This is a genomic window from Funiculus sociatus GB2-C1 (genome assembly GCF_039962115.1).
GTDB lineage: Bacteria > Cyanobacteriota > Cyanobacteriia > Cyanobacteriales > FACHB-T130 > Funiculus > Funiculus sociatus.
Genome location: NZ_JAMPKJ010000018.1, coordinates 76,391 through 93,668 on the forward strand (window position 1 = coordinate 76,391; position 17,278 = coordinate 93,668).

Annotated in this window: 11 protein-coding genes; 2 read left to right on the forward strand and 9 right to left on the reverse strand. The window is 45.2% G+C overall.

Annotated features, from left to right (window positions below):
- Positions 1–104 precede the first annotated feature (104 nt).
- From pstS to NDI42_RS11225, 6 genes are all read right to left on the reverse strand, one after another.
- Complete coding sequence (gene pstS, locus NDI42_RS11200) at positions 105–1,199, reverse strand: phosphate ABC transporter substrate-binding protein PstS (RefSeq protein ID WP_242017822.1); 1,095 nt, start codon at positions 1,197–1,199, stop codon at positions 105–107.
- A gap of 461 nt (positions 1,200–1,660) precedes the next feature.
- Positions 1,661–3,634: an iron uptake porin gene (locus tag NDI42_RS11205; protein WP_190459156.1), complete on the reverse strand. Its 1,974-nt coding sequence runs from the start codon at positions 3,632–3,634 to the stop codon at positions 1,661–1,663.
- A 191-nt stretch (positions 3,635–3,825) separates the two neighbouring features.
- On the reverse strand, positions 3,826–6,087 hold the full coding sequence (locus NDI42_RS11210; protein WP_190459158.1) for a PhoX family protein: 2,262 nt from the start codon (positions 6,085–6,087) through the stop codon (positions 3,826–3,828).
- A gap of 218 nt (positions 6,088–6,305) precedes the next feature.
- Complete coding sequence (gene phoU, locus NDI42_RS11215) at positions 6,306–6,938, reverse strand: phosphate signaling complex protein PhoU (RefSeq protein ID WP_431191431.1); 633 nt, start codon at positions 6,936–6,938, stop codon at positions 6,306–6,308.
- A gap of 265 nt (positions 6,939–7,203) precedes the next feature.
- Entirely contained in the window at positions 7,204–8,502 is a 1,299-nt protein-coding gene (locus NDI42_RS11220; protein ID WP_190459161.1) for a sensor histidine kinase, read from the reverse strand.
- A gap of 198 nt (positions 8,503–8,700) precedes the next feature.
- The gene (locus NDI42_RS11225) at positions 8,701–9,453 is read right to left on the reverse strand and encodes a winged helix-turn-helix domain-containing protein (protein WP_190444507.1); all 753 of its coding nucleotides are present in this window, start codon (positions 9,451–9,453) and stop codon (positions 8,701–8,703) included.
- Between the two features lie 172 nt (positions 9,454–9,625).
- Between NDI42_RS11225 and NDI42_RS11230 the strand changes: the two genes are divergently transcribed.
- The gene (locus NDI42_RS11230) at positions 9,626–10,372 is read left to right on the forward strand and encodes a creatininase family protein (RefSeq protein WP_190422969.1); all 747 of its coding nucleotides are present in this window, start codon (positions 9,626–9,628) and stop codon (positions 10,370–10,372) included.
- A gap of 120 nt (positions 10,373–10,492) precedes the next feature.
- On the opposite strand, the gene NDI42_RS11235 is transcribed toward NDI42_RS11230, so the two are convergent.
- Both NDI42_RS11235 and NDI42_RS11240 read right to left on the reverse strand, forming a co-directional pair.
- On the reverse strand, positions 10,493–10,735 hold the full coding sequence (locus NDI42_RS11235; RefSeq protein ID WP_206755960.1) for a hypothetical protein: 243 nt from the start codon (positions 10,733–10,735) through the stop codon (positions 10,493–10,495).
- 394 nt (positions 10,736–11,129) lie between these two features.
- Positions 11,130–12,575, reverse strand: a complete 1,446-nt coding sequence (locus NDI42_RS11240; protein WP_190459163.1) for a serine hydrolase — start codon at positions 12,573–12,575, stop codon at positions 11,130–11,132.
- Between the two features lie 624 nt (positions 12,576–13,199).
- On the opposite strand from NDI42_RS11240, the gene NDI42_RS11245 reads away from it, so the two are divergent.
- On the forward strand, positions 13,200–15,590 hold the full coding sequence (locus NDI42_RS11245) for an ATP-binding cassette domain-containing protein (RefSeq protein ID WP_190459165.1): 2,391 nt from the start codon (positions 13,200–13,202) through the stop codon (positions 15,588–15,590).
- Positions 15,591–15,796: 206 nt separating this feature from the next.
- On the opposite strand, the gene NDI42_RS11250 is transcribed toward NDI42_RS11245, so the two are convergent.
- Complete coding sequence (locus NDI42_RS11250) at positions 15,797–17,197, reverse strand: protein kinase domain-containing protein (protein ID WP_190459174.1); 1,401 nt, start codon at positions 17,195–17,197, stop codon at positions 15,797–15,799.
- Positions 17,198–17,278: the final 81 nt, after the last annotated feature.

The following is a 17,278-nucleotide window of genomic DNA, read 5'->3' on the forward strand; positions in this document are numbered from 1 at the left end:
TATCAATACTTTTCGGTTAAGACTTGATCGCCCCAACTCCCCTGTCTTACTTGGAAATTAGCCCCCAATTTACCTTGGGTTGCGGGGAGCTAATGAGAGCCTTTTTACGGTTGAATGCTATTAACCGCTGCTTGAACCTTCTGGACGACTGGCGCGGGAAGAGGCACGTATCCTAGTTCCTCACTGTATTTTTGCCCCTCTGTTAAGCTCCAATTAAGAACGTTCTTTAAGGCTTGTGCCTTTTGGGGGTCTTCATAGGTTTTGTAAGCCATGATCCAGGTATAGGTAACAATTGGGTAAGAATTGTCCCCTTCTGGATCGGTGATGGAAACCTGCAAGTCTGCTGGTAGAGTTGCTGCGGCTAGAGTGTTGGCAGCAGCTTCGCCACTGGGATCAATAAACTTGCCTGCTTTATTTTCCAAAGCTGCTACAGGTATATTTTGCTGCTTGGCATAGCCGTACTCAACGTACCCGATTGCGCCTTCGCTTTGTAGCAGCTGGGCGGTGACACCTTCGTTACCTTTAGCACCAACTCCCACAGGCCAGTTGACAGTTTTACCTGCGCCGGGGCCGCCTTTCCAATCTGGACTAATTGCACTCAGGTGGTTTGTGAAGACGGCGGTGGTACCACTACCATCAGAGCGATGTATAACCGTAATTGGTCTGTCTGGTAATGTTAATCCAGGATTGGCTTGGGCAATTCTGGGGTCATTCCAAGTCTTAATTTTGCCCAAGAAAATATCGGTGTAAACTGCGCGTGGTAGCTTCAGCCCTTTGACATCCGGAAGATTGTATGCTAAGACAATGCTTCCAGCTGTCATAGGTAACAGTACAGCACCTTTGGCAACCTTAGCGATTTCCTCTTGCTTCATGCCTGTATCGCTGGCTCCAAAGTCCACGGTTCCCTGGGTAAACTGTTCTACCCCAGCGCCACTGCCAACGGATTGATAGCTGACTTGGACGTTGGGATTTTGCTTGTTGTACTCAGAAAACCACCGCTGATATAAAGGAGCGGGGAAACTAGCACCAGCACCAGTGAGGCTGGCGTTGCCACCGCCGCCCCCAGCGTTGGCGACAGGAGCAGGGCTACCATTAGTTGCTGCTGGCGGGGAAGCTGTTGGGCTGTTTGAAGGACAACCACTCAAACTCATGGAGAGGGCGATCGCAGAAAATACAAAAGCCTTTCGTGTTGAACGCATTGAAGAAAACATACTAATCTTTGAGGTTTGGTAAAAGCTGACGCTGAATGATTGCCAAAATTTTTCGAGTGCATCTAAAAAAGGCGGTGATAACCTCTGGTGTACCACCGACGCACCAGTAGCGGATGAAAGCCGATCCCACACCCCACAAGAGCTATGTATTTACAAAACTCTTGATGCTCCCATCTTCGATCCCATGCTAGTTGTGCAAGGTTATGCAAAGGTAAATTATTGGTAATATCAAGGTTAAGCAATGAGGGTGGGGATGATTAGAAGGCTTTAGCCAAGCGGATTGAGAAGTTTGTGAGCTTACTCCAAACTTCCTAATCTCAGCAAATCTCTGATTTCTCTTTCCCAGCCGAAACTAGAAACGAGAAAAGTTGATACCAATCAATGAGAGGCAATCATCTAAAAGAAAAAAGGCAAAAACGAAGAATTCTTTTTTTGCCTTTTTTCTTTTTTTAGAACGTGAAGGTTGTCCGAATCGTTCCTACGTAGATGGAATCGTTGTTATCGTTGTGTTCTGGGTTTAGAATCACGATCAGACCAGGGGTGATAGCGATATTAGGAGTCACCCGCAAGCGATAGAAACCTTCTAGATGGTAGGAGGTATCGTTATCTTCACGACCAGTCACCTCGTTCTCGGTAACTTTAGGTGGTATACCGAAGACAAAACCCAGCAGGTTGCCTCGTTTACCCAAGTCTGGGAAAGCCACGTTCACAGCAGCGTTAAAAATGTCTGCATTAGATCCTCGCGTTGCCGGACCTGCGGGACTGGTTTCAGCAACAGCGTTCGTATAACCTACCCAACCGCCAAGGGAGAAGCGAGGACTGAGGCGCAGGTTAGCTTCCAAACCGTAGGAATTGGATGTAGTAGCAACTCCACTACCGAAAGGCGTATTAGCAAAGCTACTGCCTGTACCTGCTGAGACGCTTACATCGTTATTACTGCCAGAATAGTAGCCGTGGACATAAGTTAGACCTAAGGAGAAGGCATTACTAGGCTGAAAGGTCAACTGACCCAGAGCAGCATATGTACCGTCAAATAGACCGCGACCTTCGCCTGGGTCGTTGGAACGTCGAGCAAAGTAACCTCCAGACAAGGACAAGGCTTTGCTAATGCTGTAGTTGAAGGATGCGCCACCGCCGCCACCTGCGCCAGTTGGGTTCCCAGACCGATAGATGGGGTTAAAACGACCGAAGCGGGAGATGGAGCCACTGCCGCTGCTTTCAAAGTAGGGGTTGACAGTGGGGATAACCGTGTCGTTGAACTCACCCCTGACGGCATCAAGTTGAACAGTTAGTCTTTGACCGACGGGGAAGCGATAGTAAAGTTCGTCAACGGCAACGTCGTTATCAGTGTTGACCGGACCTGTTCCCTCAAATCCCAAGCGGGTCATGTTGGTGCCAGTTAGAGCCGAACCAAACGAGGGGATGTTGGCAGCTTCCAAGCGAGTTCTCAGGCGATCGCGTCCAGTGAAGCTGGTGTCAAAGTTCAGACGTACCCGGTTGGCTAAAATGGTATTTGCTTCTATGTCCTGATTTGAATTAGGCTGACCAGAAGCCACAGCTCTGTCTTCGCCAAAGGCATCAGCAATTGCGAAGATAACTTCACCAGCCAGTTTGGTAGTGGTAGAAAACTGATTTTCTTCTAGGAATTTGGTGCGAGCTTCCAGGTTGTCTACCCGCGTCCGCAGGGTTGCCAGTTCTGCCCCAAATTCATCAATCAACCGCTGAAGTGTTGCCAAATCTTCTTTGGTGACGAAATCTGCGGTGGAAGCGGCAATCAATTTTTCAATTTGCAGCAAACAAGCGTTTAATCCGGCGGCAAATTCAAACCGCGAAAGAGCGCGATTGCCACGATAGGTGCCATCGGGATAACCTGCAATACAACCGTAACGTTCAACTAAGCTTCGCAGTGCTTCATAAGCCCAGTCAGTCGGTTGCACGTCCCGCAGCTGGGAAATGTTGGTTACTTGATCCATCGAATCAGAGGAACCAGTTTCACCGCTGTAGCGGTTGATTTGTTCTAAAACTTCTGTGTTTTGAGCTGCTGGAGCGCTATTTACGGGTGTTTGTGCCACGGTTGTGCTTTCTGCCACAACTGGCGCCGGACTTGCGTTTTCGGCTACTGGTGTCTCAGCTACCGGAGCAATGTTGATATTTGGTTGGGCAGCTAGTTGCTCAATTTGGGGCTGCTGAGTTTCTTGGGCGGGCGCGATCGCGATTTCCTTTAACTGTTCCTGAGCCGCTTCGCTCGACTGAACAATCGTTTCTTGTGTATCAGCTGCTTCACTCTCGGCACCTGGTGCCATTGGAGCGATCGCGTTTTCGGCGGCAGGTTTCTGGGCGGCGAGGGTGCTAGTTGCAATTAATAAAGATGCACCCAATAAGGCTGGCCCCAGTTTTAGAGCATTCCAGACAAAATTAAACATTAGTTCTTCCTCACACCTAACTGGACTCACCGAGAACGTTCCGGATTTAATGGAACACTTCTGAGAACGTTTCACAAAATTTTACCTTACCACCAAACTTGTTACACGTCTGTTTTCAGGATTACACTGTTTACCTCCTCCCTATCCCCCATTTTACGGTTACTCCTGGTAATTATTAAGTCGGCTCATACTTAGGTAATCGGTTGAGAATCCGAGCGACGAACGGCAACCACCGCAGGCTTGGGCGGGTCATTGGCATTTTTCCCAGGCCAGTTAGAGCCTATTGGCACTGCCCGATTTTGGATGAAATCTTGACCATCTAAAGTTTTCATGGCAAATTGACGAGTTTCTGTAGCCTGGTTTTTGCGAATGCCATTGGCTTCGCCTGGGTGTTGCACCGCGAGAAACAATGTCTGCTGGTCGCGGGTAAAAAATGGCCCAGTCGTTTCGCACTCCATTGGCCCCATCCCGAACAAGTACGCCTTACCTGCATTCTCTCCAGTGGTGGGAATAAACCAAATGGAGTTGTTGCCAAATATCCCTTGTAAGCTAGTTTCTTCAAGCGGCTTACCCTCAGCATCGACGCGGCTGGTAACGGCTTTGTTGTGTTTGGAGGTGGACATATCTGTAACCATCCAAACATTACCATCTGGGGCAATTAAGAGGTTGTCTGGATTGGAAAAACCCATTCCTCCAAGAGCAGGTTCGCCTCCTGTGGCTAACATCTGCCAGCGGAAGCTTTTCGCCCCTGGTTCATTGCCATCTTCAATTAGGTGCATAACCCAGCCATACTCATAAGGTATTTCTCCCTTTGGCCCCTTGAAGATGCGCTTGTCTGGCCCGCCGTCGCCGCCGGGGGAACCGGAGGTAAAGGAGATGTAAAGCGAACCATCCGGCGCAATTTCTGTGTCTTCTGGGCGGGCGGTACAGGTTGCCCCAACAGCATTGGCGGCATAATGGGCATCAATTAGAATTGCCCCTTGTTTCTCTTCTGGGTTGCCAGTGTAAAGGTCATTTAGCGTCTTGAACAGCTGTTTGAAACTGGTGCTGAGTTCATCTTTATCAGCTTTGAAGTAGCCACCAGAGGGGCTGGGGGCTGGGGACTTAGAGGATAACGCTTTTTCTCCCTTGTCTCCCCCTCCTTTTCTTTGGGGTAAGGGAATTATCTCCCCAGCGACATTGCTAGGCAAATCTGGATCGATTGGGGTGTTTGGGGAAAGGGGAATCCAACGCCCTGAACCGTCTGGGTTAAATTTAGCGGCGTAAAGCATTCCCTGTTTTAGTAGCTGGGAATTGGCTTTGTCTTGGGGATTGTTAACAACGTCTTTGCTGACGAATTTGTAGATATGTCCGCCACGGCGATCGCATCCTGAATAAAATGCCAGTGGTTTAAGGGTCTCAACTCGCACTCCCACAGCTTCATGGCGATAGCGTCCTAACCAAGTGTGTTTCGTACCGTAATCTTTGGGATTTGCTGGATCTACTTCCACAATCCAGCCATATTTGTTCCCAGCTAATCCAAATACATTACCCTGACCAGACACTTCCTCGTCGTCAATAGTCACGGTGCGCTCTTTTGGCGCGAAAGCTGTACCATCGGCATACACTGGTTCCGGCACCTGCACCTGAAAATTTTCTTCCCCACTCAGCACTGTACCCCAAGGCGTTGTTCCGCCAGCACAGTTGCCAAAGGTGCCAATTATGCGATCGCCTAATCCATCTACATAGCCCATCCCCTGCTTTTTGCGAAACACAGCCGCCGCAGGCCCGGTGACTTTCAGATACCGACCATCTTCTAAACCAGAAATCCCACTAATCCGTCGGTCAGATGGAGAATTTGTCCGCACCCATTTCCCGTTAGCATCTTTGCGAATGGAAATTACACCCATTCCCTGGTCTATCAGAGCTTCCTTGACAATTTCTCTAATTTGTGCCTTTGTCGGGTTATTATCTGGCAAAGCATAAGCATTAATTCCATCCTTCCCAGCTTCTTGAAGCGCCGCCTGCACCTGGGACAAAGGTAGAGGCTTACCAATTACCTGCTGATAAGTTTCCAACCAGGGAATCGCACTAATGTACTCAAAATTGACAGTGAGATACCCTTCATCTTTGCCAGTCTCGACGAAAGATAAATAGTCGTTATTATAGCCAAAGCGAGAATCCCCTACTTTGTCGCCCCAAGCAGCAACAACATCATAAGTAAAGCCTTCCGGCAACACCAAGTCATCTACCACTTCATACGTCGTGTAATCTGCGATTTGCTTGGTTAATTCCAGGTTATTAGTTGCCAAGGGCATTGTTCCCTTAACTGGTTTGAAACCTAGTTTCTTTACTCCTTGGTTAAATTCTGCTAAAAACGGGAAATTTTTTCCACAAGATTTGAGAGACCCCAAGGTGACGACACCGACACTCCCTCCCAAGAAAAGCAAGAAATCTCTGCGCCTGAGCTTCATTAACTGAATGTGTGGGTTACGGCAACTATCTTAGGACTAATATGATGCGTCTTCAACATTGACACCACATTTTATATGGGCAAGTTTAGTAGTAAGTTAGCATTTGGTAATCTTCAGGTTAAGCCATTACTCATTCTCATTCCCAGGCTGCGGACTGGGAATGAACAAGAGGAAGCTCCGCGTCCGGCTGCAAACCAACGCACCTCAGGCAAACAACTTCAAGAGCGAGTACCAGTAACAATATATGCGACTCGTTGCCCAATATTGGTGGCATGATCTGCCATCCGTTCTAGGTGACGAATCACCAGCACCATTAGCAGAATTGGTTCAATCACTCCTTTAATATCCCGCTGAAAGGCTAAGGTCTGATAAACGGTTTCGTAGGCGGTATCTACGGCATCGTCCTGCTGCTTGATAGCTTTCCCAGCGGCGGCATCCAAATCTGCCAGTGCCACCAAACTCGACGCTAACATGGCTTGGGCATGATGAGCCATAGCTTCAATCTCAGGTAGACAAGAATGAGGCGGATAAGGAAAGAGTTTAATGGCAATCTCTCCTAAATCTTTGGCATAATCACCAATTCGTTCCAAATCGCGCACCAGTTGCATATAGGCACTTAGCTGGCGCAAATCCTGTGCTACTGGGGATTCCAGAGTCATAAGAGTAGAACAGTCTAGTTCGATTTGGCGATAAAAGCGGTCAATTTCTTTATCTAGCAAGGGAATTTCCCTTGCAGCCTCCAGGTTGCGAGAAAATAAGGCTTGGTGCGCCAGACGGAAGGAGTTTTCTACCAAGGCTCCCATCCGCAAAACATCTCTTGCTAAGCTCCTGGTTTTTCGCTCGAATTGGATACGTTCTGAATTGCCGTGTTTAGAGGAAAGATTTACCACAGCTGCTAGTGAGGGAAAAAGGACAGTTATCTCTACATTACAATGGCTGAAATTTTTTAATTTGGCTGTATGCGTGTAGACTTTAATAAATACTATCTAAAGATAGATGTAAATTTTAAGTACAAGTATCAAAAAGTACATTTAATAGAAAATTAATTTGATGGTGCTAGGAATTTAAGGCTTATTTCCTGAGTGGAAGTGGCTAACTTGGAATGGCAATCCGGGATTAAGACAAAGGCAATTCTATGTGTAGCCATGCGCCGCCTGTTTCTGGATGATTTCTGGCTTTGACCAAACCGCCATGAGCCAAGATGATTTGACGCACGATCGCTAAACCTAAACCGCTGCCAGTCCTTACCCGCACTGGCAAATCTTCCGAAGTTCCAGACAACTCGTGGTGTCGCCGCCTAGAGGGATCTCCTTGATAAAGTCGCTCAAAAATATGGGGCAAATCGGACTCTGGGAACCCGGTGCCAGAGTCAATTATATGAATTTGCACTGAGTTGGGGGCATCCTCTGTAGGAAGGAGATTTACTTCAATGTGGATGGTGCCTTCGTCGGGGCTGTATTTAATGCTGTTGTCGAGTAAGTTGAGAAAAACTTGGGTGAGGCGGGAAGAGTCGGCTTTTAGGTAGAGGGTATCGGGGCCAATATATTTCAAAGTCAGTTGCTTTTGTCGCGCTAATGGCTCTAGGGTTTCCCAGGCAGAATAAATTAAGTTATGCAGTTCTACTGATTTGAGAGAAAGATGTTTGCTGGGGTCTTGCTCTAGCTGACTCAGTTCTAGCCAATCTTGTACTAGGTTAATCAATCGATTAACTTCTGGTAGGAGGCGGTCAACCCACTGACGCTCTTTGTCTTGCTGCAAGCGTTTCTGTAAGGTTTCGATTACTAAACGAATGGAGGTGAGGGGGGTTCTGAGTTCGTGGGCGAGATCGCTTACCCAGCGATCGCGTGCTTGGGAAAGTTCTACCAGCGGTTGCCGATTTTCCAGAAATACTCCCACTTGCCCGTTTGGTAAAGGCCAACTGGATGCTCGTAAGGTGAGACTACGCATTTCAGCTATGATCGCCGCATCCGCGCAATCTGGATGAAAAACCCACTCTTGCTCGCCAGGTTTTTGCTGATGACGAGTTTGCTCAATCAGATGGTCGAGTTCATAGGAACGTACCAACTCCAGCAGCAAGCGCACCTGTCCTGGTTCCCATCGGTGAAGCTGTAACAACAGCCGTGCTTGCTCGTTACACCAAATCAGCCGGTTTTCTTCATCAACCTGAAGATATCCCAAAGGGGCAACTTGCAGAATTTGTTGATCGATTTTCAGTTGGGTTTCTAGCTCAAGACAATGCTGGTTAGAGAGGGAAATTCCTCGCCGCAGTAGAGACAGTAGCGGTAAGGACACCCCCTCTGCTCCTGAGGGCAGCAACCGCAGAATTTGCTCCAACTGTCGGTAGAGCTTCTTTTGCCGCCAGAGCCAAAACGATATTCCTAAAGCTAGCCCCAGGATAAATGCCAGAAGGGTCATAAAAAAAGTTTTGAATTATGAGTTTTGAATTTTGAATTAAAGCAATTAGCTTTATCGTAAAGCTTAAATTCCGATTAACCCTCCCTTATACATTTCGGTTAGGTATCAGATATTACAGAAATCTCTGAATCATGACAATTACGATCAGCTAATGCCTAGTTTCTATTCAAAACTCAAAACTCAAAACTCAACACTTTTTCAGCCAAAGCGATAGCCAAAGCCGCGTATTGTAATGATGTATTCTGGGTGGCTGGGGTCGCGTTCTAATTTTTCTCGCAACCAGCGAATATGAACATCAACTGTTTTACTATCGCCAACAAAATCGGGGCCCCACACCTGATCGATCAAATGCTCACGCGACCAAACTCGGCGAGGATAACTCATGAATAAGTCCAGCAGTCGAAACTCCTTTGGCGAAAGGTTAACCTCCTCTCCCCGAACAACTACGCGGCACTCTTGAGGATAAAGTGTAACATCCTTAAATTGCAGCACTGGGGCTTGGGGCAAATTGCCCAGGCGTTGGCGGCGCAACAAGGCACGACACCGCGCTACCAATTCGCGCATACTGAAGGGCTTGGTTAGGTAGTCATCGGCTCCTACTTCTAAGCCTAAAACGCGGTCAGTTTCGCTAGCTTTGGCACTGAGAATCAGAATCGGTACTGGGTTGCCTTGATAACGCAACAAACGGCATAAATCCAGCCCATTGACTTGCGGGAGCATTAAATCGAGAATCACCAAATCAAACGGGAAGTCTATACTAGCCGGGTATTCACTCTGAAGAAAGTTTAAAGCGTTACGTCCGTCGGCGGCTGTGACTACCTCGTAGCCTTCTTCTTCTAGAGCCAAAACTAACATTTCTCGGATGAGATCCTCATCTTCAACAACCAGAACTTTACTGGTTCGCCCTAGTTCTGGACTAGAAGCACTCTTCGGTAGGTCTAGAGAAAGCATAATAGGGAAACTAGAGAGTATATTTCCATCCTCATTCATACAATAAAATCGCTGCCCTAAGGATTTATCTTCTGGTATACAATTCCACAACCTAGCTAGGATAGAGTCGATGCGCTATTTTAATTGAGGCATCTGGCGATCCTGACGAGAGAGAAAGCACTCCTTACCCTATATGCTGCTGCACTTAAGTACCTGGACTGAAGTAGAAGCTTATTTAGTCAGCTCTACCGGAATTATTTTACCGATTGGTTCGACAGAGCAACACGGGCCTACTGGGTTGATTGGGACGGATGCGATTTGTGCCGAAGCGATCGCTCGTGGTGTCGGAGAATCTATCAGCGCAATTGTTGGCCCTACCATCAATGTTGGTATGGCTTTGCACCACACAGCTTTTCCCGGTACGATTAGCTTGCGCCCCAGCACAATGATTCAGGTGATTCAAGAATATATTACTTGTTTAGCTAAAGCTGGTTTTACCAAGTTTTTCTTTATTAATGGTCATGGTGGCAATATTGCGACGCTGAAGGCTGCTTTCGCTGAGACTTATGCTCATTTAGCCGACTTAAATCTTCCCAATGCCCACTTAGTAAAGTGTCAAGTAGGTAACTGGTTCATGTGCGGATCGGTCTACAAACTGGCAAAAGAATTATACGGCGACCAAGAAGGCTCTCACGCTACGCCTAGTGAAGTTGCTGTAACTCAATATGTCTATCCAGAGGCGATTAAGCAAGCACCTCTTGCAGCGGAAGTTGGTTCTGGATACAAAATTTATGGTGCTGCTGACTTTCGAGTGCGTTATCCTGATGGGCGCATGGGTTCTAATCCCGCTTTGGCGACACCCGAACACGGCAAGCAGTTTTATGAATTAGCTGTGAAGGAACTCAGCAATGGGTATTTAGAATTTTTGAATGCGGAATAAGAGTCGTATTTGTAAAGAATGGGAGCCACTCCTGCACGGGGGTGCGTGGCGTTTGAGGTAAAAACCCAACAAATACTAAAGATGATTGGGGTTCCCTATTTGCACGGGCCCAACCTACAATCAACTTGAGCTAACACTAATCAATATTGCCCACAAGACAATAAAAGCGAGTATAGCCATGCCTATACTCAGCCCCGCTCCTAACAATATTCCCAGAATAGAACCTACAACCGTCAACAGCAGGAAGCCAGAAAATACTAAGCGGCGGGTTCGGCGGCTAACTTTGAGCTGGTTTGGGAAAATAAATTCACTCTCTGTGTTAAAACTCTTACTTAGGGATGAGGCTTCTTGAGAGTTGTACATAATTTTTATAAACACAAGTCTATTTATCAAATAATTACATAGCGTACCTATAAATTTCTAGTAGTTATACGGAATCTTCATCAAAAAAAGGCAATTATTTTTATACAAGCAAAGTAAATATACTGATAAAATAAGCTTGTTTCCTTAGCTAAACCCGTTTTTATAGGTATTAACACAGAAATAATTGCGTGAAGATTGTATGAAGTTCTAGTATTTGTCCTGATGAGGGTTTTTGAACCTATGAGATGAGCATACAGCTATGTGAAGACAATCGGTGAGGCAAGGAACTTATCGTAGGTATGGAAAAGTAAAGTTTTATAACGGTGGGTATGCGATCGCGACAGGCTGACGGGCTATGAGTTTCAAAGACGCGATCGCGATTAAATCATTATGGTTAATTAGTAGCTCTCATTCGTTTAAAAACTAAACGAGAAATTCTAGGAAAAATTTTCCCATCATTAGCATAAGCGTCATCGTTACCAAAAACAGCCAGAACATAAGCTGTTTCGCCATCTTTCGTTGCCACAAAAGCTACCTCTTGCCGTGAATTGGAAGTCCAGCCAGCTTTGGAAGCGAACTTTACATCAGCCTTAGTTAAAGACTCGCCAAAAAAACCTCGTATAGGGTTAAAATCACCAGGAGCTTGCCACTGTTTTTTCCAAACTTCCGGACGCAAATCTCGTATTAGCCATCCGCACATTTTTTCACTTGCTGCTCGTGAAACAGCCTCTCCAGTCACACAAATTTCGTAAATAAGTCTGGCGGCGTGGTCTGTTGTTATTTGATTGCGGATAGGATTTTGCGGGTCGCCTCGCATCTGCAAATCGATACCTTTCGGTTCTGGAAGTTTTAGGTAATAAACAGGATAAGTCTTTTGGTTGATGTTAATATTTTCATAGCCTGCCGCTTGAAAAAATCTGTTAACTTGTTGGCGTTTATTTAGCCAAGCTTGAAATTCTGCCTCTGATTGTTTTGAACCAGATTCGGTGTTGGTTATACTGTCTAGAATGAAACTAGCCGCTTGGTTATCAGAATCATGAATCATTTTAGAAATATATATATTAAAATCGGACTCATTTTCCCAAATACTGTTTTCTATTTGAGCATAAGCAAGCGTCATCCAAAACATTTTAATTACGCTGGCAGGATATCGCAATTGATTTTGTTTATATCCAGCAATCTCTTGACGTTTTACATCTATTAAGGTAATAGATAAAGGTTTCTTGGGAAAATTTCTAACAGCAACAAGCCTCACAATTTCATCAACAATTGCTTGCAATCGGGCGCTTTGCTGAAAGTTCGGTGGGGACGTAAGGTTATAGACAACTTCGGAATTTTCTCGTCCTGGTAAACGTGAGGGAACTGGTTGTGAGGCTGCTTGAGGTAAGTCTGAAAATATCGGTGGGGAAGGAGGTATATATAGTGTTTGCGGTACAGTTGGGGATGGTTCGACAGATGGCCTTGTCGGACGCTGAATTATTAGGCGAGTGACAAATAATCCTAGAGTTGTGAAGATTGTAGCAACTGCGATCGCTAGTAGGATAAATTGCAGACAAGAAAGTTTAACGCGGCGTTTAGATACGCGCCTCTTAGGAGTTTTACCTGAAGCTTGTCTTGGTTTAGGCTTTCGGTTGGGCGAACTTGGCGGCGGAACTCGCTTTCTTTTAAGCTTCTCCTGTTGTTGCTTTTCGCGCTTTTTTAAGTAATCAATTTGTTTTTTTAGCTGTACATTCTGCAACCGTAAATTTTCAATTACTTGATAAGTATGGTCAAGTTCTGCCTCCAGTTCGGCAATCTCTTCGTCAATCTCATCCCATCCTAGTCGCGGTTTTGGACGCACTATCTACACCCTTTACAATTTTGGATTTTGAAGCAATTTTTGAGTAAATTAATTCCCAAAACATTGCATGGTTTTGGAGGCTTGCTCATACGGCAATCCGATTTGTAGGAATATTGATGAACCGCAGAGGCGCAGAGGGAGAGCAGAAAGATAGTTTCATAAATGGAGGAGAATTGCTATACCTTGTTTTAAAATTTGATTATATGATTGAGATCGTTAATAATTTATCAGTGCGAGTATTAGAAAACGTTAGCATTTTTTTATTTTACCCAATTTCTAATATAAGGAAGATTTAGCTAAAGTATGAAAAAAAATTATTCGGGCGTATAAAGATTTGATATATCCAATTTTTCATCTAGGGGAACGCCATAAGTTTATCTAACTATCTTCTTCGCGGTTGTCGAACAGAGTCTGTAATGGTGCGCTGGTTCCGACACAGACAGGAATAGCATTCTTAATCTCTGGGACTGAGTAAATAATGCTTCTAGCGGATAATACTTCTTCAATTTTCATAAGCGAAAAAACTCTGACATTTCAACTATGGTGGCAGCTTTAAAATGCAGATATCATGGATAAATATCTTAAGCCTAACAAGTAAAGAATAACAACTAACAACTACTTGAAATGATCCGCAAACCCGGCAAGCCAACCATTGTCAGCACAAGTCCCTTCATCGTTCTAAATAATAAAGGGCAGATCAAACGCTTTGAACTGGAAGAAAATCAACATTTTTTGGGCCGCGACCCAGAACGAGCCGATTTGGTGCTTCCTGATGACTGGGGAGTAATCTCTGGTTGTCACGCTGTGTTACGCAAGGAAGGGGATGACTACCGCATCCATGACGGGGATGGTTACAAGCGCAGTACCAATGGGCTATTTTTCAATCACACGCGGATAACGCCAACTGAAGGACATCGCCTGGAAAACGCCACTGAAATTCATATTGGACAGAATCCCCAAAACTTAATTCAGTTGCGATATTTTAATCCTTCCAGTTCTCAGACAGCAACGCAACCCCTGCTGCGTTCTATCTCCCTAAAAAATCAGTCGGTGGAACTAGGTCGCGAGCCCTCCGGTAATGCCGTTTTGCAATTGGATGCGCCGATAGTTTCTCGTCGCCACGCCACCATTGATGCTGATGCTCAGGGGCGCTACATTTTGCAAGATCATAGTCAAAATGGTGTGTTTGTAAATGGGCAAAAAGTGACAGGTTCGGCAGTGCTACAACCGGGTGCCATGATTCGGATTGGGCCATTTACCCTGGTGTTGCGCGCTGATGATTTGATGATACTCGACCAAGGCGATAAAATTCGCCTTGATGCTGAGAATCTGGTAATAAAAGGGCGGCTGGATGACATTTCTCTGGCAATTGAACCGCGACAATTTGTGGCTTTGGTGGGGGGAAGTGGGACTGGGAAATCTACGTTGCTGAAGGCGCTATTGGGGATTGAGGAGACGGCTAGCGGCGCGGTTTATCTGAATGGGGACAATTTGCAAAAGGACTTTAATATTTATCGCACCCAAATTGGGTATGTGCCTCAAGATGATATTTTGCACCGGGATTTAACGGTGGCGGAAGTGCTTTCTTATGCAGCATCGTTGCGATTACCGCCAGATACGGATGTGGAACAGGTGGTAGAAAAAACGCTTAAAGATATTGAAATGTCTCATTGGCGGGATGCGCTAATAAAAAACCTCAGTGGTGGTCAGCGGAAGCGAGTCAGTATTGGGGTGGAACTTTTAGCTGATCCGAAATTGTTTTTCTTGGATGAACCGACATCTGGACTTGACCCCGGTTTGGATAAGAAGATGATGCAGCTGTTGCGGAAATTGGCTTTGGAGGGACGCACGATTATTTTAGTTACTCATGCAACGGCGAATATTAAAATATGCGATCGCATTATCTTTCTCGGTCGCGGCGGACGGCTTTGTTACTTTGGTTCTCCTAATGACGCACTGAAATTTTTTGGGATTACAACTGGCGATTTTGCCGATATTTACACTCAGTTGGAGAAGGAAACGGACGCAGATACAGAGGCGATTGTCAAGCAAATTGCTGCAAATTTTCATAAATCTCCTGATTATCAAAATTATATCGGCAATTACATCGGTGGTGGAACTCAGGTATTACAACAAAACGATGAAACGCCGAAGAAGGTTAATATTTCTCCTTTTAAGCAGCTGGCTATATTAAGCGATCGCTATTTTAAGCTGGTCAGACGCGATCGCATTTATTTAGGATTATCCCTTTTAACTGCTCCCATCGGTATTGCCTTGATTCCTTTGGCAATTCAAGGTAAAAATCCCCTCGTTTTAGGTAGTGAATCCGACCCAAGTCTCGCACCTTTAGCATTGCGAGTATTATTTGTCTTTACCTGTGCCGCTATTTGGGTTGGGCTTTCCAGTTCCTTACAAGAAATTGTGAAAGAAGCGGCTATTTATATGAGAGAAAGATTGGTAAATTTAGGATTAATTCCCTATGTCGGTTCTAAAATATTGATACTTTCGGGGCTTGCTTTGCTCCAAAGTTTGTTAATGTCACTGGTAATTTTAATATTTTTTAAATCTCCCAGTCCTGAGTTAATTCCGTGGGCTGTCGGACTTGCAACTACTACTTTTCTTACTCTTTTCACTAGCATGAGTTTGGGTTTACTTGTCTCAGCTATTGTAAAAAACAGCAGTCAAGCTAATAGTGCTTTACCTCTACTTTTATTACCTCAAATTATATTTTCCGGTGTCTTATTTAAGATGGAAGGCATCGCCAGCAAATTATCATGGCTAATGTTAAGCCCTTGGTCTGTTGGCGCTTATGGTTCTTTGGTAAATATTAATGCTATGATTCCCGACCCAATTTATTTACCTAATGGTACGCTGGCTCCAATGCCGTTTGAAAAAACACCAATTTACGCTGCAACGTGGGATAATTTGGGTTTAAATTGGGGTATATTGTTGCTGCACGCTTTAGTTTACTTAATAATAACTTGGTGGTTACAGAAGCGAAAAGATATTTTTTAATTATAAATCAATTCCTGCACCATAGAAGTTGGGCTTCCTGTCGCCCAATTCACAAACATCAAACATATATTTCTTGTGAGGCAGGTATCTTGCTTGCCATTAGTTGGACAGCTAAAAACCTTCGTAGACTAGCATTTGTTAGGTTTCGGTGTTGCTCAAACCAACCTATAATTATTCTTAAGTTTTAGGCAATATTTTCTATGTAATTAAGGAAACCATCGCAAACCATAGCGCTTTTGATATGCCAAAATATATATGACATTTCGCTCCTCTAAGGGAGAAAGTAAACGATCGGGAAATTCTTCTGGATTATACTTGGGACGATACCAAGGCTGACGATTGAAGTAATCTTGCAAGTCTTTATTTAGAAACTTACGACCGTGACGTGCGTAAATTGAATTTCTCATAATATCTAGCTCATAAGCATTTTTACCTCTTAAATCGGCATCGGTAACGGGACGCTGAGAAAGCCAGGGAAAATCGTCAAATTTATTGGTTTGTTTACCCAAAAATCCTTCTACCAAAGGTGGGGAAGGTTTGGACAGAAAGAAACCAAGCAGGATAAACAACCCTATTAAACAGCCAAAAATTAAACTACCTATCCAAAATTTTTCCGGTTTATCCCGCACACCTGTCAACCAGCGGCTACGGCCGGAATTTGGCTGGGGAAGTGTTTCTGTCGGTTTGGAGAATAACTGACCAGACGGCATAACTGTGGTATCAGCATGTGAAAAATTTGATACCTGGGAAATTGTGCCAGACTGCAAGGCATCCAGCATCGCTTTGGCAGTAGGGAAGCGATCGCGTGGATGGGACTGAATCGCCTTGTCCAACACAGCTGCTAAACTGGAACTCACGCTCACAGCATCGCTGCGCCAGAGAATATCTCCTGTTTGGGGGTCAGTCTCCAACTGTTGGGGTGTATTGCCAGTCAGCAAATAAAGCGCCGTAAATCCTAAACTGTACAAGTCGCTGGAATATACTGGTCTACCAGCAGCCTGTTCAGGTGGCATATATCCAGGCGTACCAATGACAATTGAGCTAGTGGTACTACCGTGAGAATTTAACACCGTACTCATAGTTTCCCGCACAGCACCGAAATCAATCAGCACTGGCTTACCATCCCGCAGCCGCAAAATGATGTTGTCCGGCTTGATATCCCGGTGAATCATGCGCTTGCTGTGGACAAAATCGAGAACTGGCAATAGACTTATCAGAATCTCTTTGACAGCACTTTCGCTCATTACCCCCAAATGCTTCACTTTGGCTCTGAGCGTTTCGCCTTGAATCCATTCTTGAACTAAATAAAATTGCTCATCTGATTCAAGATAGGCATATAAACGCGGAATTTGCGGGTTTTCTTCCCCAAGTTCTTCTAAAATTGCCGCTTCTCGTTGAAACCGCTGTTGCACCAGTTGGTAAATTTGAGGGTTATTTGTTATCGGTTTCAGCTGCTTAATCACGCAGCGGCGTTGCGATGGCATTTGGGTATCTTCTGCGAGAAAGGTATCGCCAAATCCACCACTTCCTAGAGTCTGAATGATTCGATAGCGGTTGTTTAGGAGTGTTGGTGTCCTGACTGCCTGACAGAAGTAGGTGAAAGCCAATAGCCGCGGGGAATTTGTGAAAAAGGGTAGAGGGACATGAGAGGCTAGAGTTACCACACAACAGCCATCTATTCATGACAA

Bases quoted from the DNA above. Each gene is read 5' to 3' on its own strand.
- NDI42_RS11235 (WP_206755960.1), bottom strand. From the start codon at position 10,735: ATGTACAACTCTCAAGAAGCCTCATCCCTAAGTAAGAGTTTTAACACA.
- NDI42_RS11230 (WP_190422969.1), top strand. From the start codon at position 9,626: ATGCTGCTGCACTTAAGTACCTGGACTGAAGTAGAAGCTTATTTAGTC.
- NDI42_RS11225 (WP_190444507.1), bottom strand. From the start codon at position 9,453: ATGCTTTCTCTAGACCTACCGAAGAGTGCTTCTAGTCCAGAACTAGGG.
- NDI42_RS11210 (WP_190459158.1), bottom strand. From the start codon at position 6,087: ATGAAGCTCAGGCGCAGAGATTTCTTGCTTTTCTTGGGAGGGAGTGTC.
- NDI42_RS11245 (WP_190459165.1), top strand. From the start codon at position 13,200: ATGATCCGCAAACCCGGCAAGCCAACCATTGTCAGCACAAGTCCCTTC.
- NDI42_RS11205 (WP_190459156.1), bottom strand. From the start codon at position 3,634: ATGTTTAATTTTGTCTGGAATGCTCTAAAACTGGGGCCAGCCTTATTG.
- pstS (WP_242017822.1), bottom strand. From the start codon at position 1,199: ATGCGTTCAACACGAAAGGCTTTTGTATTTTCTGCGATCGCCCTCTCC.
- NDI42_RS11220 (WP_190459161.1), bottom strand. From the start codon at position 8,502: ATGACCCTTCTGGCATTTATCCTGGGGCTAGCTTTAGGAATATCGTTT.